23 protein-coding genes and 3 pseudogenes are annotated in these 20,189 nt (G+C 67.8%); 21 read left to right on the forward strand and 5 right to left on the reverse strand.

Going from position 1 to position 20,189, the window contains the following annotated elements; all coding sequences use genetic code 11:
- Nucleotides 1–8: 8 nt before the first annotated feature.
- A complete protein-coding gene (locus tag IEX93_RS06290; RefSeq protein WP_188847376.1) occupies nt 9–1,688 on the forward strand; it encodes a pilus assembly PilX N-terminal domain-containing protein in 1,680 nt (559 codons plus the stop codon).
- A 24-nt stretch (nt 1,689–1,712) separates the two neighbouring features.
- On the opposite strand, the gene IEX93_RS06295 is transcribed toward IEX93_RS06290, so the two are convergent.
- Nucleotides 1,713–1,973 (reverse strand): HD-GYP domain-containing protein, encoded by a 261-nt coding sequence (locus tag IEX93_RS06295; protein ID WP_041445208.1) that lies wholly within the window; start codon nt 1,971–1,973, stop codon nt 1,713–1,715.
- Between the two features lie 50 nt (nt 1,974–2,023).
- Between IEX93_RS06295 and IEX93_RS11890 the strand changes: the two are divergent.
- From IEX93_RS11890 to IEX93_RS11515, 19 genes and pseudogenes are all read left to right on the forward strand, one after another.
- Nucleotides 2,024–3,096 (forward strand): annotated as a pseudogene (locus tag IEX93_RS11890) (transposase family protein).
- Between the two features lie 337 nt (nt 3,097–3,433).
- Nucleotides 3,434–3,631, forward strand: coding sequence for a hypothetical protein (locus IEX93_RS06305; RefSeq protein ID WP_188847377.1), 198 nt, complete (start codon nt 3,434–3,436; stop codon nt 3,629–3,631).
- Nucleotides 3,628–3,852: a hypothetical protein gene (locus tag IEX93_RS06310; protein ID WP_188847378.1), complete on the forward strand. Its 225-nt coding sequence runs from the start codon at nt 3,628–3,630 to the stop codon at nt 3,850–3,852. Before IEX93_RS06305 ends, IEX93_RS06310 begins: the two co-directional genes overlap by 4 nt.
- 2 nt (nt 3,853–3,854) lie before the next feature.
- Nucleotides 3,855–4,073 (forward strand): hypothetical protein, encoded by a 219-nt coding sequence (locus IEX93_RS06315; protein ID WP_188847379.1) that lies wholly within the window; start codon nt 3,855–3,857, stop codon nt 4,071–4,073.
- 39 nt (nt 4,074–4,112) lie between these two features.
- Complete coding sequence (locus IEX93_RS06320; protein WP_188847380.1) at nt 4,113–4,733, forward strand: DUF6710 family protein; 621 nt, start codon at nt 4,113–4,115, stop codon at nt 4,731–4,733.
- A gap of 11 nt (nt 4,734–4,744) precedes the next feature.
- Nucleotides 4,745–5,332 carry a hypothetical protein gene (locus IEX93_RS06325; RefSeq protein ID WP_188847381.1) on the forward strand — a complete coding sequence of 196 codons (588 nt, stop codon included), beginning with the start codon at nt 4,745–4,747 and terminating at the stop codon, nt 5,330–5,332.
- Between the two features lie 70 nt (nt 5,333–5,402).
- Entirely contained in the window at nt 5,403–5,753 is a 351-nt protein-coding gene (locus IEX93_RS06330) for a DUF6788 family protein (RefSeq protein ID WP_188847382.1), read from the forward strand.
- Nucleotides 5,754–5,778: 25 nt separating this feature from the next.
- On the forward strand, nt 5,779–6,984 hold the full coding sequence (locus IEX93_RS11740) for a hypothetical protein (RefSeq protein WP_188847383.1): 1,206 nt from the start codon (nt 5,779–5,781) through the stop codon (nt 6,982–6,984).
- 10 nt (nt 6,985–6,994) lie between these two features.
- Nucleotides 6,995–8,821: a hypothetical protein gene (locus IEX93_RS06340; protein ID WP_188847384.1), complete on the forward strand. Its 1,827-nt coding sequence runs from the start codon at nt 6,995–6,997 to the stop codon at nt 8,819–8,821.
- Between the two features lies 1 nt (nt 8,822).
- Nucleotides 8,823–10,661: a hypothetical protein gene (locus tag IEX93_RS06345; RefSeq protein ID WP_188847385.1), complete on the forward strand. Its 1,839-nt coding sequence runs from the start codon at nt 8,823–8,825 to the stop codon at nt 10,659–10,661.
- Nucleotides 10,662–10,663: 2 nt separating this feature from the next.
- Nucleotides 10,664–11,428 (forward strand): hypothetical protein, encoded by a 765-nt coding sequence (locus tag IEX93_RS06350; protein ID WP_188847386.1) that lies wholly within the window; start codon nt 10,664–10,666, stop codon nt 11,426–11,428.
- A gap of 31 nt (nt 11,429–11,459) precedes the next feature.
- Nucleotides 11,460–11,672, forward strand: coding sequence for a hypothetical protein (locus tag IEX93_RS06355; RefSeq protein WP_188847387.1), 213 nt, complete (start codon nt 11,460–11,462; stop codon nt 11,670–11,672).
- A complete protein-coding gene (locus IEX93_RS06360) occupies nt 11,672–11,836 on the forward strand; it encodes a hypothetical protein (protein WP_188847388.1) in 165 nt (54 codons plus the stop codon). The genes IEX93_RS06355 and IEX93_RS06360 overlap by 1 nt, the downstream gene beginning before the upstream one ends.
- Entirely contained in the window at nt 11,796–12,218 is a 423-nt protein-coding gene (locus IEX93_RS06365; RefSeq protein ID WP_188847389.1) for a hypothetical protein, read from the forward strand. Before IEX93_RS06360 ends, IEX93_RS06365 begins: the two co-directional genes overlap by 41 nt.
- Nucleotides 12,219–12,464, forward strand: coding sequence for a hypothetical protein (locus IEX93_RS06370; protein WP_014632265.1), 246 nt, complete (start codon nt 12,219–12,221; stop codon nt 12,462–12,464).
- The gene (locus IEX93_RS11745) at nt 12,436–14,358 is read left to right on the forward strand and encodes a S8 family serine peptidase (protein ID WP_188847390.1); all 1,923 of its coding nucleotides are present in this window, start codon (nt 12,436–12,438) and stop codon (nt 14,356–14,358) included. The genes IEX93_RS06370 and IEX93_RS11745 overlap by 29 nt, the downstream gene beginning before the upstream one ends.
- A 185-nt stretch (nt 14,359–14,543) precedes the next feature.
- Nucleotides 14,544–15,509, forward strand: coding sequence for a site-specific integrase (locus IEX93_RS06380; RefSeq protein ID WP_188847391.1), 966 nt, complete (start codon nt 14,544–14,546; stop codon nt 15,507–15,509).
- Between the two features lie 533 nt (nt 15,510–16,042).
- Nucleotides 16,043–16,192 (forward strand): hypothetical protein, encoded by a 150-nt coding sequence (locus IEX93_RS06385; protein WP_188847392.1) that lies wholly within the window; start codon nt 16,043–16,045, stop codon nt 16,190–16,192.
- Nucleotides 16,189–16,950, forward strand: coding sequence for a type II toxin-antitoxin system VapC family toxin (locus IEX93_RS11515; RefSeq protein WP_229906111.1), 762 nt, complete (start codon nt 16,189–16,191; stop codon nt 16,948–16,950). The genes IEX93_RS06385 and IEX93_RS11515 overlap by 4 nt, the downstream gene beginning before the upstream one ends.
- A 95-nt stretch (nt 16,951–17,045) precedes the next feature.
- Here the strand turns inward: IEX93_RS11515 and IEX93_RS11850 are convergent, their stop codons facing one another.
- The 3 genes and pseudogenes from IEX93_RS11850 to IEX93_RS06405 form a co-directional block, all read right to left on the reverse strand.
- Entirely contained in the window at nt 17,046–17,291 is a 246-nt protein-coding gene (locus IEX93_RS11850; RefSeq protein WP_188847397.1) for a transposase, read from the reverse strand.
- A gap of 321 nt (nt 17,292–17,612) precedes the next feature.
- Nucleotides 17,613–18,185 carry a MarR family transcriptional regulator gene (locus tag IEX93_RS06400; protein WP_229906112.1) on the reverse strand — a complete coding sequence of 191 codons (573 nt, stop codon included), beginning with the start codon at nt 18,183–18,185 and terminating at the stop codon, nt 17,613–17,615.
- 146 nt (nt 18,186–18,331) lie between these two features.
- Nucleotides 18,332–19,601 (reverse strand): annotated as a pseudogene (locus IEX93_RS06405) (IS256 family transposase).
- A 12-nt stretch (nt 19,602–19,613) separates the two neighbouring features.
- Here IEX93_RS06405 and IEX93_RS06410 point away from each other — a divergent pair.
- Nucleotides 19,614–19,865, forward strand: a pseudogene (locus IEX93_RS06410) (IS3 family transposase); the annotation flags it as partial.
- Here IEX93_RS06410 and IEX93_RS11525 read toward each other — a convergent pair.
- Nucleotides 19,862–20,189 (reverse strand): hypothetical protein (locus IEX93_RS11525; protein ID WP_229906113.1); only part of this gene is annotated, 328 nt, incomplete at its 5' end. The pseudogene IEX93_RS06410 and the gene IEX93_RS11525 overlap by 4 nt on opposite strands.

The raw sequence follows: 20,189 nt of genomic DNA on the forward strand, positions 1-20,189 counted from the left end.
GGTGGCGGATGAAAAGAGAAGGTTTTGCCCTCGTCGTGGCCCTGGGGGTGATGGTGGCGGTCCTCATGCTGGGCCTCTCCCTCTCCTTCCTCGCCCAGGGCAACCTGGAAAGCGCCAAGAACCTGCGGGAAAAGGCCCAGGCCAAGGCCCTGGCGGAGGGAGGCGTGGCCCACGCCGTGGCCTTCATCCGGGCCAACCCTCCCACGGCCAGCACCACCCTTACAGGAGACGGCTACACCGTGACCGTCACCCCCTCCGGGGGAAACCCGCCCACCCAGTACGAGGTGGTGAGCGCCGCCACCTCAGGGGGGGCCAGGCACACCGCCAAGGCGGTCCTCACCCGCACCGTGGAGGTGCGCACCGCCTTCCGCGAGGGGTGGTTCACGGGGAGGCGGATTGTCGTCAACGGCCAGATCCAGCTCTACGGAGCCCGGCTCCACGGGGACGAGGGGTATACCCTAAACGACCAGGACCCCCGGATCTGCCTGCCCAACGCTTCGGGGACGGTGGAGTGCAAGTCCTTGAACCAAGTGGACGAGGCCACCCGCAAGGCCCTCTTCACCGGGAGCATCTACGCCAGCCAGTGCAACCCCGCCAACAACAGTCTCCTCTGCCAGGGGAGCAAGCCGGTGTCCCTGGTCTGCCCCGTCTGGGGCAATCCCCCCAGCCAAAACGACGCCAGCTACAACACCCCCTGCTACGACAGCCTCAAGGGGGTGATGGCCACGGTGGGCACCGCCACCCGGATCCCTGCCCCCAACCTGAGCAACCTCTGGAGCACCCACCTGGGCCTGGCCCAGGCGGACAACCCCTACGCCAAGGCCACGGCGGGGCGCCCCTGCACCCTATCCGTGACGGGTAACAACCTCCTCAGCGCCCTGAGTGCGGCTCTGGCCGGGGCCCAAAGCGGGGCGGTGATCTGCGTGCAGAACCTGCCGGACCTGAACGCTTCCCTCACCATTCCTTCCGGGGTCACCCTGCGGGTGGAGGGCAACTTCAAGGTGGGCAAGGACGGCGCCCTGACCCTGGCCTCGGGGGCGCGGCTGGAGGTGAACGGGGAGCTGCAGGTGGACGCGCAGGGCAACCAGCGGGGAAGCCTCAGCGTGGGGACGAATGCCCAGGTGGTCACCCAGAACAACGCTGTTTTGGATGGGACCGTGACGGTGAACGGGGGGAAGATCCTCAGCAACGGCGAGATCCAGTTCAAGGCAGACTCCACCTTCACCAACGCCACGGTCTACGGGAAAAACGGGCTCCAGTTCAACGCTGAGCCCACCTTCACCGATTCCAAGGTTTTTTCTGGCTCAGGAATAACCTTCAACGGAAACAACCGGCCCCTTTTCTCCGGGGCGAGCGCCCTCGTGGCCCAGAACACCATCACCTTCAACGGCAGGCTGCAAAGCTCCGCCAACGCCTCTCCCCTCCTCATCTCCGGCGGGAACGTCACCTTCAACGGGTCCTACAGCAACGACCAGAGTGCCTCCTTCATCTGGGCCACGGGCAAGGTCACCCTGAACGGCAACGCCACCTACCGCGGGGGCATCGCCGCGGGAGGTGAGGTGGACACCAGCTCCAGCAACGAGGGAATTGCGGTCAACGGCGGCCTCACCCTCTACACCACGGGCCTCAACAACGACCTCCTGCCCACCTACACCGTGAGCGCGGTCCAGGTGGTGTGGCGGCGCTGACCAGGTTGTGCAAGGCCCACACCCCTAGGGGGTGTGGGCTTTACTGTCCATCCCCTCCACCTGCAAAAACACCTCCACCAGCCCCGGGTCCAGCTTCTTGCCCGCCATGGAGAGGAGTTCAATCCGGGCCGCGTCCTCGGAGAGGGCGGGTTTGTAGGCCCTCTTGGAGAGAAGGGCATCCCACACATCCACCACGGCAAAGACCCGGGCGGGAAGGGGAATCTCCTCCCCCTTGAGCCCCTTTGGGTAGCCCGTGCCGTCCCAGTGTTCGTGGTGGTACAGCACCACCTCCGGCCAGACTTGACCGATATGCGGCCTTGGGGTAAAGAGGGGGCATGACCCTACGCGAGGCCTTGTCCCAAGTCCCCGACCCCAGGGCCCGCAACCGGCGGTATCCCTTGTGGGGCTTGTTGGCCCTCATCTTGGTGGCCTTTCTCGCCCGCGTGGACTCCCTGCGCGGCGTGGAACGTTTCGCCCGGGCCAACCCTCACCTCTTGCCCCACCTGGGCCTGCGCAACCCCCCGGGCCACACCATCCTCACCCTCCTCCTTCACCGTCTGGACCCAAAGAAGCTCCAGGAGGCCCTCCTCCAGGTCTTCCCCGAGGTGGACCTGGGAGGGGTCCTGGTGGTGGACGGGAAGCACCTCCGGGGAAGCGGCAAGGGGAAGAGCCCCCAGGTCAGGCTCGTGGAGGACCAAGCGCTTCTGGAGCTCCTGGACCGCCTGGGGGCGGAGGGGCTCAAAGGGAAGGTAGTGGTGGGGGACGCGGGGTACCTGTACCCGGAGGTGGCGGGGAAGGTGGTGGAAAAAGGGGGGCATACCTCTTCGTCCTGAAGGCCAACCAGGGGGAACTGCTGGAGTGGGCTCTGGAGGTATTCAAGGGGATGGAGGAAAGGCGGCTTCCCGGGGAGACGGAGTCAGCTTGGGAGGTGGTGCGGGACGGGGAGGTGTGGACCTACCGGGTCTGGGCTTCCCCTTATCTGCCCGATGCGCTCTTGGCCTTTCCCGGGTGCCGACAGGTGGTGCGGGTGGAGCGGGAGGTGGTGCACAAGGGGACGGGGGAGGTACGGCGCGCGGCGAGCTACGCCCTCCCCAGCCTGGGGACCGAGGAAGCAGACGCGAGGCGGCTTGGGGAGCTTCTCCTTTCCCGGTGGAAGATGGAGAACCGGTCCTTTTGGGTACGGGACGTCCTCCTCCATGGTCAGCGAAGCTACCTTGAGGACGCCTGCCAGGTGCGGAACGTGGGGGCGCAGGTCTTGGCCGCCCTCCGGGCCTTTCTGGTGTCCCTGCTGCACCGCAGGGGGATGCGGGAGAAGATCACGCGCCAGCGTACCTTGAAAGCGGCCCTGGAGACCTTCTCCTTCCATCCCCTCTCCGCCCTCAGGTTCCTGGGGCTCTATGCGGTATAACGGTCAAGTCTGGAAAAGAGTCCCACAACCGCCCCAGAGCCAGTAACCTCATCTTAAGCCGGGGCCGCCGTTCTTGCAAACATCCTTAGCTAGGTAGGTCTAACCGAAACACACCTCGACCGGTGAACCCACTCTGGTCTCTGGCTTCGGGTGCCTACCCCGCTCAAGGGCGAAGGGTTGGCCGCTGCGCCATGGGGGAACTAGAGCCCTTCTTCTTCGCGAAAGTTTTCTTTCGCGCAGAACGGGGGAGGGCGGGCCCCAAAAGCGCCCTCCCCAAGCCCTCTCAGGGCCCGGGGGCCTAGCGGCCCCACGGGAGGGGGTAGGAGGCAAGGAAAGCATGAAAGCGGTGCTTATCATCTTAAAAAACGGCAAGCTCGTGCGGCGGGAGCGGCGCTTCCCCGACTGGAAGGCTTACGAGCGTTTCCTAGAGGCCCTGTCCCGGGGGCGGTGGGCGAGGACCTACCGCTCGGGGGCCTACCTCGAGGCCAGGCGGCAGGGCCTCTACCTGGAGGTCTTGGGGAGGGAGGAAGGATGAGGCGGGTGGTCATCCGCTTCGCGGACGGCACCACCACGAGCTTCGACCTCGTGGAGGAACGCCTGGAACAGGACCTCCGGCACCACCTGGGCTTCTTCCCCGACAAGAGGGTGGCCCGGGTAGAGGAGCAGATCTACGACCCCACCCACCCTCGGAGGTTCCGGTACGAGCGGCGGGAGGACCTCGAGGCCCTCTGTCTTCGCTACACAGGGGAGGGGTAGACGTGGAGTTCGCGCGAGTCCTCAAGCAGGCGGAGGAGCGGCTACGCTTCCTGGGCAGGCCCCACTACTCCGGCCTCTCCGACCGTCCCTGGCCCATGGTGCCCTGGGAGGGGCGGGTGGTGCGGCTCGCCCGGGAGATGCGGGTGGACGGCTGGAGCGTGTGGTACGAGGTCCTGGGCCGGAAGGGGGTGGTGCTCTACGCCCTCGAGGCCCGCGTGTAAGGCGGTGAAAGGCCCTTCGGGGCATAGTGGGAGGTGAGGATGAACGCAAAAGCGATCCTGCAGATGGCGGAAAGGCTGGCGCAGAAGGGCGACACGGGGGCCCTCAAGCTCCTGGTGCGCCAGGCGAGCCTGCCCCTGCTCGCCGAGGCGATGCTGGGGTGGACCATCGGGAGGAAGGCGCAACCCTTCCTGGAGAAGGTGATCCCCCTGGAGGTCCTGCAGGAGCTCCAGGCGAGACCCGCTCTGGGAAACCATGTGAACGTGGACCTCGCCGAGGACACGGCCATCTCCTTCCCCTGGAGCGAGGAGAGGATGGAGCACGTGCTCTCTTGGCTTGCTCCCGAGCCCTGGAGCTATGACCGGATCAACCACTACGCCTACCGCTACCTGCCCCTCGGGGTGGTCTTCTTCTACAACGGCCTCCACTCCGGGGCGGTGGGCGTCCTCAAGCGCGAGGGACAGCTACAGGCGGAGGAGGTGGACCTGGGGCCCCTCTACGAAGCGGGCCTCAGGATCGAATGGCGGCGCAAAGGCCTCTTCAACGGGGAAGAGGTGCCCCACGCCGTCCTCGGAAGCCTGGCGAAGCCCATCCCCGAGGTGAACCACGCCCTGCTCCTCGCCCTCGGAGAGGTGCTTCACAGGCACGGGATCCGCCTTTAGGAGGTATGAGGATGCGGTTCTGGCTTCTTCTCGCCTTCCTCCCCCTCCTCGCCGCCTGCGGGGAGCTCCCCGGGGCGGGGACGGAGGGGGAGTACCAGCTCTTGAACGCCGAGGAGCTCAGGATGCGGATCACCGCCTGGAACGGGACGCCCTTCCAGGGCACCCTCAGGGTCCTCACCCGGGAAGCCCCGGTGGTGGACGGGCGGGTCTACCTCTCCCTCCGGGGCCTCGTCCCCACCCCCGACCCCTACCTGGACGCCGACCCCTGGTGCACGGGCACCCAGGTCCAGGTGGCCTGGTGGAACGGGCGGAACGAGGTCAGGGGCGGGCTCTTCTACCCCGACGGCCTCGAGGCCCGCCTGGTCCTCCTTCCCCGGGCCCTCCCCTACCCCTACCCCGCCGAGGAATACTGGGCCCTGGTCTACACGGGAGAGGGGGTGGTGAAGAAGGGCCTCCAGGCGTGCGGGGGGAGGCAGGTCCAGTACGACCTGGAGCTCTCCCCCGGATGGAACCTGGTCTACGCCGAGCCACCCACCCCGGAGCACGCCGCCTGGGTGTACGGCAGGCAAGAGGCCTACTGGAAGGTGAAGGCCCGCTGAGGGGGCCGCCCCCCGCCCCCTTTTTTCTTAGCTACACGGGGGGCAAAGGAAGAGGGGGCGTGTAGCTAAGATGCTGGAAAAAGCCCTCGTCCGCCTGAAGGAGGAGCTCGCCGCCCTCGAGGCCCGCCTGGAGGAGGAGCGCAAGGCCCTCGAGGCCCTCTCCCCCCTCCCCGTCTACTGGCGGCGGGTCAAGTGCGGGAAGGAGCGTTGCCGGAAGTGCCCCCACGGGCCCTACCCCTACCTCAAGGTGAAGAAGGGGGGCCGGTGGCGGTGGAAGTACCTGGGCAAGGGGTGGCAACCCCCCGAGGGCTTCGTCCGACCCCGGGAGTTCCTGGAGGCCCTGGCCCGCTACAAGGCCCTCCTGAGGCGGCGGGAGGCCCTCCTGGAGCGCCTGGCGGAGGCGGAGCGGGCCCTTCGCTGAGCAGACATTGCTATAATGCGGTATTATGCGCCGCATCATGTTGCCACTTCTCTCCCTCCTGGGCCTCGCCCTCGCCCAGACCTCCAAGACCTGCACCGTGCGGTACACCCCTCCCGACTACCCCGAGCTTCCCGCGGGGAGGCCCCAGGTCTACCTCACCGTCTCCCCCACCGCCCTGAGTTCTCCTGGGGCCTTTACCGTGCGGGCCTGGACCTCCTCCCCCTCCACCACGGCCTGGGTGCGGGTGCGGTGGACAGGAAGCCAGCTCGCCACCAAGGACGAGGGGCCGGGGGGCTTCACTTACCCCGCCCTCCTCTCCCCCAACCCGGTCCAGGGGTGCCCCGAGGTCCAGGTGTCCACCCGAAACCTCTCCTTCCGGGACAACGGCTTCCACAGCTTCACGGCGGAAGCCTTCGTCTACTGGAAGGAGTGGCGGGAGGACTGGTCCTGCAAGTACCGGGACTCCCAGGGTGAAGAGCAGACAACCACGGTGACCACCTCTGGGGGCGCGCCGGGGTCTCCCTACTACGCCTGCACCCTCCTCCGGGGCTACTGGGTGCCCCTGAGCGGGACGATCTCCACCTCGGGGCGGGGGGCGGCCTACCTCACCTGGGAGCGGGAGCTCTCCTACGATCAGGTCCTCCAGGAGTTCGCCCACCGTCTGGTGGAGGACCACAAGCAGGCGGGGGCCTCCATGCTCGCCTACGCCTACGCCAAGGAGGTCCCGGAGCCCGTGCGGAGCGCCCTCGCCAAGGTGGCCCAGGGGTACTTCTACGACTGTAATCGCCTCGGGATCTGTAAGAGGGCGGACCCGGCGGGGGAGATCAAGGTCCTCACGGACGTCCCCAGCATCCTCTACGGCCTCCTCTACACCGGGAGGCTTTGCGGGGGGTTCATCACCTTCTGCTTCGGCCAGCAGAACGCCCGGGGCGCGGACATCGGCCCCAAGGTGGAGATCAAGACCTTCCTCATGGTCAAGGGGTTTCGGCACGACTACCTCCTCATGGACCGGGTGATCCCCCGCAAGTACTACGACCCCTCGGACCCCGAGTACCCCGCGGTGCCCCAGGACGAGCGGAACCAGGTCCTCCAGGGGTGCCAGACCTACAAGGACACCCCGGAGGGCAGGCGGTGCCTGGCCCTGGCGGAGACCCCCACGGGCCTGGTGCCCACGCTGAAGACCCTCTTGATGATTGACCCCATGTTCCAGCGGGGGAGGCAGTACCCGTAGGAGGTGCGGTGTGAGAAGGTTTAGCCCTCTCCTTCTCCTCTCCACCCTCGCCCTAGCCCAGGTGGGCCTCGTGGACGGCCCCCGTCCCTCCACGGAGGTGCGGGGGACGCTCCAGGGGAACGCCCGGGAGGGGTACAGCGTGGTGGTGGAGTTTTTGGTGGAGAGCGGGGCCAACCCGACGCAGGGGACGACCACCCAGCCCCTCTCCTGGAACGGGAGGCTCTACCTCTGCGTCTCCGGGTGCGACTACTTCACCCTCTCGGGGTACGCCCCGAACACCCCCTACAACGGGGCGGTCTTCAACCTCTACGACTCAGGGAACCGCCTCCGGGGGCGGGCCTCGGTGAGCACGGTCTACGACTTCCTAGGCCGCCCCTCCTACCACCAGGTGCAGTACGCCGTCTGGCCCCTCCAGGGGGCCAAGACCTGGATGCCCTCCCCGGACAACCCCGTGCCCCTGGAGGCGGGGGGGTGGCTCACCGTGAGGCCCCCTGGAGGAAGTGCTAGGGAGCGGTACCGCTACCCCGGCATGGAGTCCTACCAGCCTCCCTCGGTCCAGGGGTCCATCCTCTCGGGGATCTCCCCGGCGGACCGGGACGTGGTGGCGAAGAGCGTCCTCTCCTCCCTGGGCGATCTCCGGGCCTTCTACGCCCGCCAGCCCCGGGGGAGCACCCTCTGGTTCTTCGTCCCCGAGGTCTCCGCGTGGACCCAAACCCTGGCCCAGGAGTTCCGGGCGCGAAACGGGGGGCAGGAGCGCTTCGTAGTCCCGGAGGGGACGGCGAGGAGCTACTGCTCCCTCTACCGGAACGACGCCCGCTTCCACGTGATGCCCCGGGACACCCTCTCCAAGGAGCAGGCCTTCGCCGTCATCTACCCGCCCTCCGGGGACACCCAGAAGGGGGCGGTGATGGCGGGGCGCTACCTGGTGGACCGCCCGGACTGGCAGGAGACGGACTACCTCTCCTTCACCACGCCCCTCTCTCCCACTCAGGAGGGGCTTCCCGAGGCCCGGGCTCTGGTGTGGGGGTACATCTCTCAGGCGAACCTGAAGGCCCGGGTGGAGTTCAAGGATTGGGCTTTGGCTCCCTTCACCAACTGGTACGCCAGCCTCGGGGAGAAGTCCAAGGACTGGGACGGGCGTTTCAGCGCCGTGGTGGGACGGGGGACCGAGGATTTTCGCCTGCAGGGGTGGACTTCCGGGGCTACCTGGAGCGGGGTGCGGCACTTCCCCGTGTCGGACACTCAGGGGCAGTACCGGGGGGATGCCTACGTGTACGCCCAGGGAGGGACGACCACCCTCTACAACCTGGGCACCTACTACGGCCTGATCACCCCGGAGGGGCTTCGGTTCAGCTACGGGGGGCAGACCTACACCCTGAAGTCCTGTAGCGGGTGGGGCCGATGGACCTGTTCGGTGGTGGACGGCTCGGGGCGCTCGGTGGGGACGGCCCTGTTGGACAGCTACTACATGGCTCCCCCGGACTACGAGCAGGTCCTCGTCCTCCGGCAGGTGGTTCTGACCACCGAGTTTCGCTACACGGGCTACGCCTACCTCCGGGGGTGGCAGGAGACCTGGCGCTACGCCACGGACAACGACCGCCCCGTGGAGGCCTTCGGGTACGTGACGGCGGAGGGGAAGCGGTACCGGGTCCCCGGCCTCGAGGGCTACCTCCAGCCCACGGGGAAGGACCTTGAAGTGGCCGAGGGCGACCCCTACGTGAGCTACGTCACCCGCTCCATCTCGCCCCAGGGGAACCCCCTCGCCGGGACGGGGCGGGAGGAGGCCAAGGTGTGGTTCAAGCCCCTCAGGGACTGGTGCGCGGAAAGGGGGTTGTGAGATGCGGTGGGTTTGGGCGCTCTTCCTCTTCTCCCTAGCCCTGGCCCAGGGGCCCACCTACGAGGACTGGACCAAGTACCTGCTCTCCGCCCCGGACTACCGCTTGGAGCAGGTGCTGAAGGGGAAGTGGCCCTACCTGGAGGTGTTGAGGAAGGACCGCTTCCGGGACTACCAGAAGGGAAGGTGCGACCCCACCCAGGGTCAGGACTGCTCCGGGAGGCTTCCCTGGGCCGAGGCCCAGAGCCACGAGTTCTACCTCCCCCTCTCCAGCCTCGAGGCCACCCGGGAGGTGGCGCGGGACCTCAGGAAGGCCTGGCAACGCTTTGAGGAGCGCTACTACTGGAGGGTCATCACCGAGCTCAACAACCCCGCCTTCTGGTTCGCCTACTGCCTCGCCGGGGTGAAGGGGCCGGAGCTAAATCCTCCTCTCCCCGAGTTCAAGCTCATGGTGCCCTCCGAGGGGGTGGACACGGCCTTCCTTCAGGCGGCCACCCGGTCCTCTCCCCTGGACCTGGGGAAGTGGGCTTCGGCGGGGCTCCACAAGCTGGACAAGTACCTCCCCGTGCCCCAGGTGGACCCGAAGGAGTTCTGCGACGGCCTCGGGATGCAGATCCTGCCCCTCATGTACATCCCGGGGTTCAAGGTCCTGGTCCAGGGGTACGAGGTCTTCCGCACCCCGGGCTACCCCTCCCGCCCCTTCTGGTTCAACGAGGCGGAGGCCAACGCCCGGGTGGAGCGGGCCATGCAGAAGGCCCTCACGGACTACTACGCCGACTACCTGAAGGAGGTGGCGAGGGTCCTCCTTACCCCGAGGCCCAGCACCCCCCAGGACCTCCTCTCCTTACTTCCTAGGGACTTCAGGAGCCTGGGGAGCCCCAAGGCCTACCTCCCCGTGCCCTGGCAGGGCCACCTCCTTGGGGCGGGGGGCGTGGTGGCCCCGGTCTACACCCAGCTCTTCCCCACGGACCTCACCGCCCTCTGGGACCAAGTGCAGGCCATCTGGGACACCTACAAACGGCTCATCGACCGGGCGGGGAGCGACCTGGAGAAGGTGTACCTCTATGTCCACTTCTACCGCTCGGCCAAGACCCTCTTTGACTCCCGGGCCTTCCTGGGCCTTCCAGGGGTGGACACCCTGAAGGGGAACCTGGAGAACCTGGTGAACGCCCCCTTGAGGGCCCTCACCGGGGCGATCCCCGTCCTCAAGGGGTGCGCGGGGGACCTGGACCGGGTGGTCTCGTGCGCGGCCACGGCCCTCATGACCCTGGACCAGGCGGTGAAGGCCAAGGGGGAGGTGGAGAAGCTCACCGGGGGGAAGCCCCAGGATGAGCCCCTGAAGGCGAAGGAAGCCCCGGGCCTCTGGAAGTTCGAGGAGGCCAAGCGCTGGCTTCCCCCCTCCTCCCTCCCCGTCTACGAGGCCTTCGGGTACGCCTCTTTCTTCCAGGCCACGAACTTTCTGGAGGTGACCACGGTCCCCGACATCCGCAATGTGGACCTCTCCCAGGTGAACCTGGGGAACTGGATGGGGTGGGCCTGGAGCCAGCTCTCCCGCCTGGTGGTCTACTGGCACGTGCCCCTCACCATCGACATCCGGGTGGAATACTGCCCCCCTTGCGTCATCGCCTACCCCTCGCTTCCCCTGGAAGGCCCCGTCCAGCCCCTGGGAGTCCCGCCCTACGTGCTTCCCTTCGCCCTGGAGCGGACGCATTGGCGCTGGGTCTCCGTGCCCGAGGGGTACGAGGTGCCGGGGGTGCGGGGAGCCCCCTACACCCTGGTCTCGGACCTTTCGGCCTACGCCCTGGACCTGAGGGCGCTCTATCGGCCCCTCCTCGGGAGGTGAAGATGCGGAAAGCGTTCTTGACCCTTTTGGTAGCCCTTACCCCGGCCCTGGCCCAGTTCGACTGGCTCTCCAACCTGGACTGGGGCGGGATCAGCAACAACCTGAACAAGGTCAGCCAGGTGCTCTCGTGCGACCCCAGTAGTCTCGCCCAACTGGACTTCTCCCAGCCCTCCCTGGTCCTCCGGGGGGTGTACCGGGTGACGAAGTGCGTCCTGTGCACCACCCTCAAGATGTGCGGCCTCCCGGACGACATGCTCTACCCCGCCTCTTGGGGAGAGATCCAGAGGGCCCTCCAGAGCGGCCAGGAGGTGATGGTGGTGGGCTCGGGGGCCGGGGTGGAGGCGTTGGCCCGCTACCTCGGGCTCATCCTGCACGGAGGGGGGTGCCAGAACATCTCCTACGGGGGCGTGCCCATCTACACCTGCCCGCCGGGAGGGATACGGATTCCTAAAGCGTACATCGTCACGGACGGGAAGACGGCGAGAAAGCTGGAGGCGGAGCTGAAGGAGGCGGTGAAGGAAGGCCTCCTCAAGGTGGTGGCCGTGGGGGGTGAGCGGGATGCCCCGGAGCTCTCCGGGGTCATCCTGGGTCTGCCCATCCTTTGGGCCGGGGGAAAGGGCTACCTCTTCGCCCCCGGATACAGCACCCCGGACCGCTGGCTCTGGCTCACCCCGGACGGCCCCGTCTCCAACAAAGTGGCCCTGGTGATGCGCCTAGCCACGAGCTACGTGGTGAGCGCCTCGAGGAGGCAGGAGGAGGTGAAGTGACTTGGGGGCTTCGCCCCACGGGAGAAGGCGTATGCGGACGGATCTCGCGGAGTTCTGGCGGATCGTGGAAGAGGCTTCCTGGGTCAGGACAGACCCCACGGGGCAGTACTACCTGGTGCGCCACCCCGAGCTCGGGTGGCGGCTCTACCAGCGGGGGATTGAGGCGGCCTTTCTCCTCGCCGAGGGGGAGGAGGCGCTTTTCTGGGCCCCGGAGTTCCGGGTGCCGTTGCCGGAGGTGGCGTGATGGCGTGCCCCATGTGCGGGGGGAGGGGCATCATCACAGTCCGCCTTCCCGATGGCCGGGAGGTGGAGACGGCTTGCCTGGAGTGCCTGGACCGGGAGGCGGAGGAAGCTTGGGAGGACGAGGATGAGGTGGAGAGGCTTTTTGAAAACGGGGAGCTCTTCTAGGCTCCTCGCCCTTCTCTTCCTCGCCCTGGCCCCCGCCCTGGCCCAGGGCCTGCCCCAGGTGCGGGAGCTCTCCGAGCGGGAGCTCTACTGGTTCCTGGCGAACCGGACCCAGGAGGTGGTGGCCGTGGGGCTTCCCCCGGCCTCCCTGGGGGAGGCCCTGAAGGAGAAGCGCCTCACCCTGGTCCTGGGGCGGGAGGTGCCTCCTCCCTGGGCCCGGGGGGCGAAGGTGGTGCGCCTCGGAGGGACGCCCATGGCCGGGTGGTTCCTCCTGGCGGACGGACGGTTCTTCGTGGCCCCCAAGGGGGCGGCCTTCGTGGTGGTGGAAAGCCCGGAGGTGGTGGCGGTTCTCCGGGGGTACTTCGCTGTGGCTTGGGGGAAGTAAATGCGGGTTCTCCGGTTTGACGGAAGCCAGAAGCGGCGGGTCTACGAGACCCCCATGGGGGACGGGTGGGTCCAGGAGTGGCCCACGGGGCGGTGCCGGGCCTGGTGGGAGGGCCCCGGAGGGGAGCGGGAAGACCTCGGGGACTTCCCCAGCCTGGAGGAGGCCTACGAGGCCCTCGAGGCGGCCTTCGCCCGGCGGGTAGCGGAGGTGGGCCTGGATGAGGAGGACCTGGAGCCTCCTTTTTAGCCTGCTCCTTTTGACGGGGTGCGCCCTCGAGGCCCCCCTCCTTCGGCTCTCCCTGGGCCAGGAGGAGGTGCGGGCTCGGGAGGGGGAGACGGCCACCCTCCCGGCGCGGGTGGAGGCCAGGGGGCTCAGGGCCCGCCTCTTCGTGGAGGGCCTTCCCCCGGGGATGACCCCTCCTCCCCTGGAGGTGGAGGGCAAGGAGGAGCTCTCCCTCGCCATCCCCGCCCGGGAGGCCGGGACCTGGGAGGCCCGGGTGGTGGCCGAGGGCGGGGGGATGCGGCGGGAGGCCTCCTTCCGCCTGGTGGTGGAGGGGGCTTCCTCCTTGGACTTCTACCTGGAGGGCACGGTCTACGTGGGCGGGGAAGGGGTCGCGCCCCAGACCCAGGCCGCCACGGACCGGATGGCCTACTGCCCCCAGGGGTGCCCGGGGAGGCCCCTGGGCGGGGGATGGTACCGGGTGGAGGGCCTGGGAGGCCAGGCCCTGGGCGGGCTGAGCCTGCCCGACCGCCCCCTCCGGGCCCAGGGGGGCGAGGCCGAGCCCCTCTTCCCCGAGGAGTGGAACCTCCCCCTGGCCCGCTTCCCCGAGGCCTGGGCCGAGGCTACGGGAGAGGGGGTGGTGGTGGCGGTGGTGGACACCGGGGTCCTCCCCGGCCACCCCGACCTCGAGGGCGTCCTCCTTCCGGGGCTGGACCTCGTGGACGGGGACACCGACCCCACGGAGCCCAGCACGGGAAGCCCCCTCCAGACCTTCCACGGGAGCCACGTCTCCGGGGTCCTGGCGGCGGCCTGGAACGGGGTGGGGATGGCGGGGGCCTCCCAGGCCCAAATCCTCCCCATCCGCCTCCTCACCCCCGAGGGGACGGGGCGGGAGAGCGACCTGATCCTCGCCCTCCGGTGGGCGGCGGGGATCCCCGTGCCGGGGCTTCCCCCAAACCCCCACCCGGCCCAGGTGGTGAACCTCTCCCTGAGCGGGGAGGGCCCCTGCTCCCCCGCTTTGCAGGAGGCCCTGGACGATGTGAGGGCCCGGGGCGTCCTGGTGGTGGCAGCGGCGGGGAACTACGGGCGGGACTATAGGGACTACTTCCCCGGGAACTGCCGGGGGGTCCTCACCGTGGGGGCGGTGGGCCCTGAGGGGAGGCTCGCCTCCTACTCCAACCGCTCCGCCCCCCTCCTCGCCCCCGGGGGGGACGGGGCTTCCGGGGTCCTGGGCCCCACCCTGGGGGGACACCGCCTCCTCAAGGGGACGAGCCAGGCGGCCCCCCACGTCTCGGCGGCCCTGGCCCTCCTTCGCTCCCGGGGGGCGGCCTCCCCTGAGGCCCTGGAGGGGGCCCTCCTCGCGGGGAGCAGGTCCACGCCGGAGGGGAGGCTTCTAGACGCCTTCGCCGCCCTGAAGGCCCTGGAGGGGGGCGGGGTGGCCTTCCGGGTGGAGGGCCGCCTGGCCCTGAAGCCCGGGGAGGAGGGGAGCCTCCCCGTGGAGGTCCTAAGCCCCTACCCGGTCCCCGTGCGGGTGGCGGCGGAAGGGGGGCTTTCCGCCTACCTCGCCCCGAACCCCGCCCAGGGCACGGCCCACCTCCGGGTGCGGGCGCCCACGGGGACGGCCCCCGGGGCCTACCGGGTGCGCCTGGAAGGGGGTGGGGCTGAAGCCACGGCGGAGGTCCAGGTGGAGGCCCTTCCCGCCCGGGTGGTGCTCTCGGCCTGCTCCGAGGGGGGCGTTTGCCGGAGCCTCGCCCTGCCCTCGGAAGGGGGGCCTTTCCGGCTTGAAGGCCTCTCCCCCGGGACCTACCGCCTCCTCGCCTTCCTGGACCGGGACGGGGACGGGGCCCTGGACCCGGAGGAGCCCCGGGGAGAGGCGGAGGCCAGGCCCCCGGCCAGGGGGGTGCGCCTCCTGGTGCGCTGACCCTCCAGAATGCCTGCTCCCACTTTTTCCCGCCACACCCGCACCAGGACCACCTCCAACCCTCGCGGAGGAAGGGTTGGGGTGTGGAAAGTGGAGCGGGGAACGGGAAAAATCGGAGGAGGAAGAAGTCTTAGGTACACACGGGGTGGCGGCAGAGGGGGTTTGTAGCTAAGATGATGGCAAGGATGGCTGAGAGCCTTGCCCTAGACCCCTGGGACCACCCGGAGGAGAGGAAGCGGCTGGTGGGAGAAGCCCTGGCCCGCTGGGACGAAGGGGTCCTGAAGGAAGCCCTCTGGGCCTACCTGGTGCGCCGCCGCAAGAAGCCCGACCGGGCGGCCCCCCATTACGTGGGCTACTTCGTCCGCTGGCTGGCCCTGAAGGGGCGGCGGTGGCCCCACCTGGAGGCCGAGGACCCCAAAGCCTTCCTCCTGGAGGCCAAGGAGAAGGGCTTCCCCGGAGGGGAAAGGGGGCCCCTCTCCTGGGGCACCGTGGAGCGGGCCCGGGCAAGCCTCAGGCACCTCTTCCCCTTCCTGGACTGGGCCGGGCATCCCATGCCCCCCCATGTGCGCCTCCCCTCCCGCCAGGAGCTTCCCGTGGTCGCCCCCTCCCGGGCCATGCCCGAGGAGGCCTACCAGGACCTCCTGGAAAAGGCCGGGGCCTATCCCCTCGCCTACTGGCGTCCCCTCCTCCGGGTCCTCCTCGTCCTCCTGGGAGAAGTCGGCCTCACGGTGAAGGAGGTGGCGGACCTCTGGAAGGAGGACGTGCGGGAGAAGAGCCTACTGGTGCGGGGGACCAAGCTCCGGGAGGTCCCCCTCTCCCCTCTCGCCCGGGAGGTCCTCTCGGACTGGCTCCCCCAGAGGGAGTTCCTGGCGGGGCACCAACCCCTCCCCTATCCCCACCTCCTCCTCAAGCCCGCCCCGGGGAAGAACCGGGGGAAGCCCCTTGGCCTGGGGGAGGCCAAGTGGATCCTCACCGAGTTCGCGGACTTCGCCGGGGTGAAGGCGGAGGGGAAGAGGCGGGCCGACCTCGCCCTCCCCTTGCGCTGGCGGGCCATCCGCCGCTTCCTCAAAGAAGGCCACCCCAGGGAGAAGGTGGCCTACTGGACCGGGATGAAGAGCCTCGTGGTGCCGGGGTGGGGGGAGGAGGGGTGAGGCACCCCGCCCTCAGGGGACGACCGCGCACGCCTCCGCTGGAGTGGGGCTGGACGAAGAGGCCAGGGGAATGATCCGGGGGCACAACTGGTCAACCCAAGTCCACACTGGTGCGCAGGTCCTTGCCGTCAGCCCGTGAGGCCCCCCGGGGCTAGGGTACGTGGTGGGGGGCGTAGAGGAGCCAGGGGCCCTGGCGGCCTACCTGGAGAGGGTGTGGACCCTGGTGGAAGTGACCGCGGGGGTGGTGCCAAGGAGATCTCCGGGTGCAGGCCCTCAAGGCCCTGGGCTTAGGCTACCTGGAGCGGGGATAAGGGGTCCTGGACTCCTCGGCGAGGGCTGGGGGCCCTCGCCCCTCACGCGGGGTCGCCAGGCCGTGGCCGAAGTAAAGGGGGTCAAAGATGGGCGTGGTCACCGGAGGCTTCACCCCCATGCGCCGGGCGAGGTCGCTCCGGGACAGGCGCTTCCCTCGTACCGGAAGGAAACACCCTGACCCGGCACTCCGCCCGGGCCTCTTGCCCAGGTAGACTAAGGACATGCCGAGAAAGACGCGCCCCAAAACCCAGGAGGAGGGCCCTTTCCTCATCACCCCTCCCCGCAAGAAGGGGAAGCCTCCCCTCCCTGAGCCCGTGGCGCCCAAGCCCGGGAAGCCCAGCCTCGCCTACCTCCAGGAGCAAAGGCGTTGAGGCTCTTCCTGGAAATCAGCGGCCTCCTCAAGGTCCTCCTCCGGGAGGACCTTTCCGACTTGGCCCGAGAAGCCTTCTCCCAGGCTCAAGCCCACGCGGCGAGCGCCTTCGCCCTCCCGGAAGCGGTGGGGGTCTTCCACGCCATGCAGAGGGACGGCAGGCTCACCCGTCCCCTCTACCGCAAGGCCCTCCGGGAACTCTACGAGCTCTGGGAGTACCTGGAAGTCCTCACCCCCACCCTGGAAGGCCACATGAGGGCGGCCCGCCTATGCGAAAGGCACCCCCTGAAGGGGGCGGATGCGGTCCATCTGGAAGGGGCCCTCTTCCTCAAAGGGCTCTACCCGGACACCGCCCTCCTCACCTTTGACCGAACCCTCTACCGGGCGGCCAAGAAGGAGGGCCTGACCGTGGTAAGGGTACCCCCCTGGAAGGGAGGGGCTGACCCCAGGCCTTCACTCCCCCAGGCGGATAGGGGGGCACGCGTCCACCCTCACCTCCACGGGCCTCACCCCGGGGGGGATGGGCACCCGGCACTCCCCCGCCGAGCACACCTTGGGGGTTTCCACCTCGAGGCCCCCCTGGGGCCACGCCAGGCGGATGAGGGAGGCCTGCCCTTCAAGCTGGAGCCGCACCTCCTGGTAGCCCAGGGTGGCGGCCCACACCCGGGCCTGGCACGTGGGGGAGGCCTCTCCTTGGTGAGAAGAAGCCGAGGGCCCCTCACGCCCCTGAAGGGCGAAGTAAAGGGCGATGAGCCCTAGAAGGACCACCCCGAAGGCCTTTTGACCGTCCACCTTAGCCCCTCTCCTCAGCATATAAAAGGCGACCTGAAGGGCTACCCCAAATTTGGACCCCTCTAAGAATAAGAAGGGGTATATGCTGATGCCTTCGTTCTGGGCCACCAGTGGAACAGGGTGCGCCGCCTGAGGGTCTCGGGGTCCTGGGCAAGGACCAGGCACCGCTCGGCCACCGCCTCGTTCACCAAGGGCCACACCCGCTCTACGGGTTGGAGCTCGGGAGAGTAGGGGGGCAGGAAGACCAAGCCCACCCCCTCCGGCACCTCCACCCGCCCCGAAACGTGCCACCCCGCCCAAGAAGCCACACGGGCCTTCCGGGCCCAGCTCAAGACCCCGCAACGACCGAAGGAGCGAGAAGAAACGCCCAGACCCCATGGATTTAGAGTTCAAGTTTTGGGAGTTTTTAGACTCCATTGGGCAACAAAAATCTGCCTGCAACACGGCCGCGGGGCCAGGACGGTCTCTATACTACCGCCCTTTAGCGCGTGGGCGCCCATCTTGCCCTTCGAAGGCGTCCCGACCACGGGTCAAACCGAGGAGGGTCGCTCCTGGAGAGCCCTCACCGGGGGTTCCCCCGAGGCCTCGCCAGAACGCGCCTCGCGCCGAGATTCGTCCGGGCAAGAGGCCTACCCCAGCCCCCCGTCTACCTCCACCCCGCCGTCCTCCCGGACCCAAAGGAAGGAGAACCTGAGCATTGGCTGCAGGTAGCGGACCCTGTCCGCCAGCTTCCGGTAGACCTCCTTTTCCGGCAGGGCCACCGCCAGCGCCACCGCCTGGTCCCTCCCCCGCCAGTCCAGGATGTCGAAGATGGCCCGCTTGAACCAATGCCTGGCCTGGGTCGCAGGCGAGGTCTTAGAGGTGCCCTGGGGGTAACCCTTGACCGTAACCCAGAGGAGGCGGGGGGTGCCGGGAAAGCGGGCCACGAGGTCCTGCCCAGGCTCCTTCTTCGCAGTGTCGGCTTTGCGCTGGATCTCCCAACCCCGTTCTTCCAGAAATCGGGCGACCTGTTCCTGGACGTTTCCCTCCCAGGTCCAAGGATGCTCATCGGAAAGGGAGGGCGGTGGATCCGCTAGAAAGTTGCGAAGGATGCCACCCACCTTCCTCCGTTCCAGTAGGCCCTTCTTCGCCAACCCCAGGCAGACCCGGTTGATGTGCGGGCGCCTTTTCCCTAAGGCCCTGGCCAGTTCTCCGTCCGTCATGCCCTCCGAGTGTAGGCGAAGAAGCGCGATAACCCTTTCTCCCACCGTGGCCACGCCGACCCCCTCAACCCAAAAGGGTATGCGCCACTAATCCTACCCACCTTCCGCCGCCTGGTGGGGAAGTGCAAGGCCTCGAGGTGGTCGTGTCAAGGACTCTGTGTAAGAGTCTGTGTACGGGGGGCATACCGCTCCTGAAGCATCTTCTCCAGCACCTCCTTCACCTCCGAGAACCCCTTTAGTTTCCGTTCTGCCCACCTCCCTGCAAGATGTTCGCTTCGCGAAGCAGCCTGCCTCTCCGACTCCAGGTAAAGAAGCTTGTACACCGCCTCTTCCTTAGGAAACTTGTGGTCCCGCACCTTCGTCCCCCGCCGCACTTCCCGGATAAACCGCTCCATCAGGTTGGTGCTCCGCAGGTACGGCCAAAGCACCTTGGGGTACCCGTAGAACCGCAGGAAGGCCCCCGAATCCTGTACCCAAAGCCCCACCACCCCCGGGTACCGCGAACCCCAGGCGGCCTTCACCTCCCCAAGGTAGCCCCTTCGGGGCTGACTCCAAGGCCCTAAGGGCTTCATCCCTGCTCTCCGCCCCGTACACCCGCCTCAGGTCCTCCGCCAGCAGGCCCCGGTCCCGCACCCGCACCTGGGACAGGCTCCACCGCACCCCGTGCACCACGCACCGCTGCCACTCCGCCTGAGGGTAGACCCTGCGGATCGCTTCAGGAAGCCCGGGCAGCCCGTCGGTGACAAAGAGCAACACCCGCCGCAGGCCCCGCTGCCAAAGCTCCCCCAGGACCCCCTCCCATCCCAGGGCGCTCTCCGTGGGCAAAAGCCAGAACCCCAGGACCCGTCTCTCCCCATTAGGGGCGATGCCCAGGGCCACATACACGCTTTCCCGCACGATCCCTTCTCCTTCCCTGAAGACCTTTAGGGAAAGCCCGTCCAGGTAGACGAAGGCCATCTCCTCGGGCAAAGGCCGGGTGCGGAAGGCTCCTGCCGCCTCCAGGACCTCGTCCGTCAGGGCGCTCAGGGTCTCGTGGGAGTAGCGGTGGCCTAAGAGCAGGCTCAATATCTCGGCCGCCTTGCGCTGACTGACCCCGGCGGCGTAAAGGGCTACCGCCACTTCCCCCACGTCCACCAGGCGGCGGGCGTAGGGCTTAAGGAAAGCCGGGTAATACCGAGATTCCCGATCCCTAGGGACCTTCAGGTCCACCTGGCCGAAGGTGGTCTCCAGCTTGCGGGGGTAGTAGCCGTTCCTGCGCCCCCCGTGCACCTGCAAGAAGGCCGTCCGGTCCAGCTCCAGAACCGTCTGCAGAACCTCGGCTACTGTCTCCCGCACCGCTTCCCTCAGCAAGATCTGCAAGGTATCCTGGTCCACGGGGCACCTCCTCGTGCTAAGGTGTGCCCCCCTATTAAACACGGGCCCTTACACATAAATCCTTACACGACCTCTGTCGGCGATGCGCTGGACAACGCGGTGGCGGAGAGCTTCTTTGCTACGTTGCAGACGGAACTGCTGGACCGGGGATCTTGGGCTACGCGTCAACGGCTCCGGTCGGCTATCTTTGACTACATCGAGGCCTTCTACAACCGCCGGCGCCGGCATTCAGCCCTGGGATACCTCAGTCCAGTAGAGTTTGAAACTCAATGGCGAGACCAACACGGAGAACACGCTGCGGACTAAACTGTCACGTATTCAACCGTCCACGAAACCGGGGGAACTTCAATCATGACGCCTCTTGGAAGATGGTAAAGCTCCACTACGCTGTTGACACGGAGTGACACCGGAGCCGAGTTTTTCAGTTCAAACGCGACGACTCCCTCGTTTTCTCGAACCCGTGTCCAGGTCACATCGACAACGGCGAGCGGATCCCAAAGTCTTGCCAGTTGAACGAATATCACGACTAGATTAGAAACTAATACCACGGCATAGAAGAGCCAGGACTTTACCCACATCTCCGTTTCGTGGTAAATCTCCCCTTGCGGGCGCAGCCCGTATCTGGTACCG

This window comes from Thermus composti (assembly GCF_014647535.1).
Taxonomy (GTDB): Bacteria; Deinococcota; Deinococci; order Deinococcales; family Thermaceae; genus Thermus; species Thermus composti.

What these genes read in the sequence shown, in the direction of transcription:
- IEX93_RS06290 (WP_188847376.1), top strand. Translation starts at nt 9, where the DNA reads ATGAAAAGAGAAGGTTTTGCCCTCGTCGTGGCCCTGGGGGTGATGGTG.
- IEX93_RS06305 (WP_188847377.1), top strand. Translation starts at nt 3,434, where the DNA reads ATGAAAGCGGTGCTTATCATCTTAAAAAACGGCAAGCTCGTGCGGCGG.
- IEX93_RS06310 (WP_188847378.1), top strand. Translation starts at nt 3,628, where the DNA reads ATGAGGCGGGTGGTCATCCGCTTCGCGGACGGCACCACCACGAGCTTC.
- IEX93_RS06320 (WP_188847380.1), top strand. Translation starts at nt 4,113, where the DNA reads ATGAACGCAAAAGCGATCCTGCAGATGGCGGAAAGGCTGGCGCAGAAG.
- IEX93_RS06325 (WP_188847381.1), top strand. Translation starts at nt 4,745, where the DNA reads ATGCGGTTCTGGCTTCTTCTCGCCTTCCTCCCCCTCCTCGCCGCCTGC.
- IEX93_RS06330 (WP_188847382.1), top strand. Translation starts at nt 5,403, where the DNA reads ATGCTGGAAAAAGCCCTCGTCCGCCTGAAGGAGGAGCTCGCCGCCCTC.
- IEX93_RS11740 (WP_188847383.1), top strand. Translation starts at nt 5,779, where the DNA reads ATGCGCCGCATCATGTTGCCACTTCTCTCCCTCCTGGGCCTCGCCCTC.
- IEX93_RS06345 (WP_188847385.1), top strand. Translation starts at nt 8,823, where the DNA reads ATGCGGTGGGTTTGGGCGCTCTTCCTCTTCTCCCTAGCCCTGGCCCAG.
- IEX93_RS06350 (WP_188847386.1), top strand. Translation starts at nt 10,664, where the DNA reads ATGCGGAAAGCGTTCTTGACCCTTTTGGTAGCCCTTACCCCGGCCCTG.
- IEX93_RS06355 (WP_188847387.1), top strand. Translation starts at nt 11,460, where the DNA reads ATGCGGACGGATCTCGCGGAGTTCTGGCGGATCGTGGAAGAGGCTTCC.
- IEX93_RS06360 (WP_188847388.1), top strand. Translation starts at nt 11,672, where the DNA reads ATGGCGTGCCCCATGTGCGGGGGGAGGGGCATCATCACAGTCCGCCTT.
- IEX93_RS06365 (WP_188847389.1), top strand. Translation starts at nt 11,796, where the DNA reads ATGAGGTGGAGAGGCTTTTTGAAAACGGGGAGCTCTTCTAGGCTCCTC.
- IEX93_RS06370 (WP_014632265.1), top strand. Translation starts at nt 12,219, where the DNA reads ATGCGGGTTCTCCGGTTTGACGGAAGCCAGAAGCGGCGGGTCTACGAG.
- IEX93_RS11745 (WP_188847390.1), top strand. Translation starts at nt 12,436, where the DNA reads ATGAGGAGGACCTGGAGCCTCCTTTTTAGCCTGCTCCTTTTGACGGGG.
- IEX93_RS06380 (WP_188847391.1), top strand. Translation starts at nt 14,544, where the DNA reads ATGGCTGAGAGCCTTGCCCTAGACCCCTGGGACCACCCGGAGGAGAGG.
- IEX93_RS06385 (WP_188847392.1), top strand. Translation starts at nt 16,043, where the DNA reads ATGCCGAGAAAGACGCGCCCCAAAACCCAGGAGGAGGGCCCTTTCCTC.
- IEX93_RS06400 (WP_229906112.1), bottom strand. Translation starts at nt 18,185, where the DNA reads ATGACGGACGGAGAACTGGCCAGGGCCTTAGGGAAAAGGCGCCCGCAC.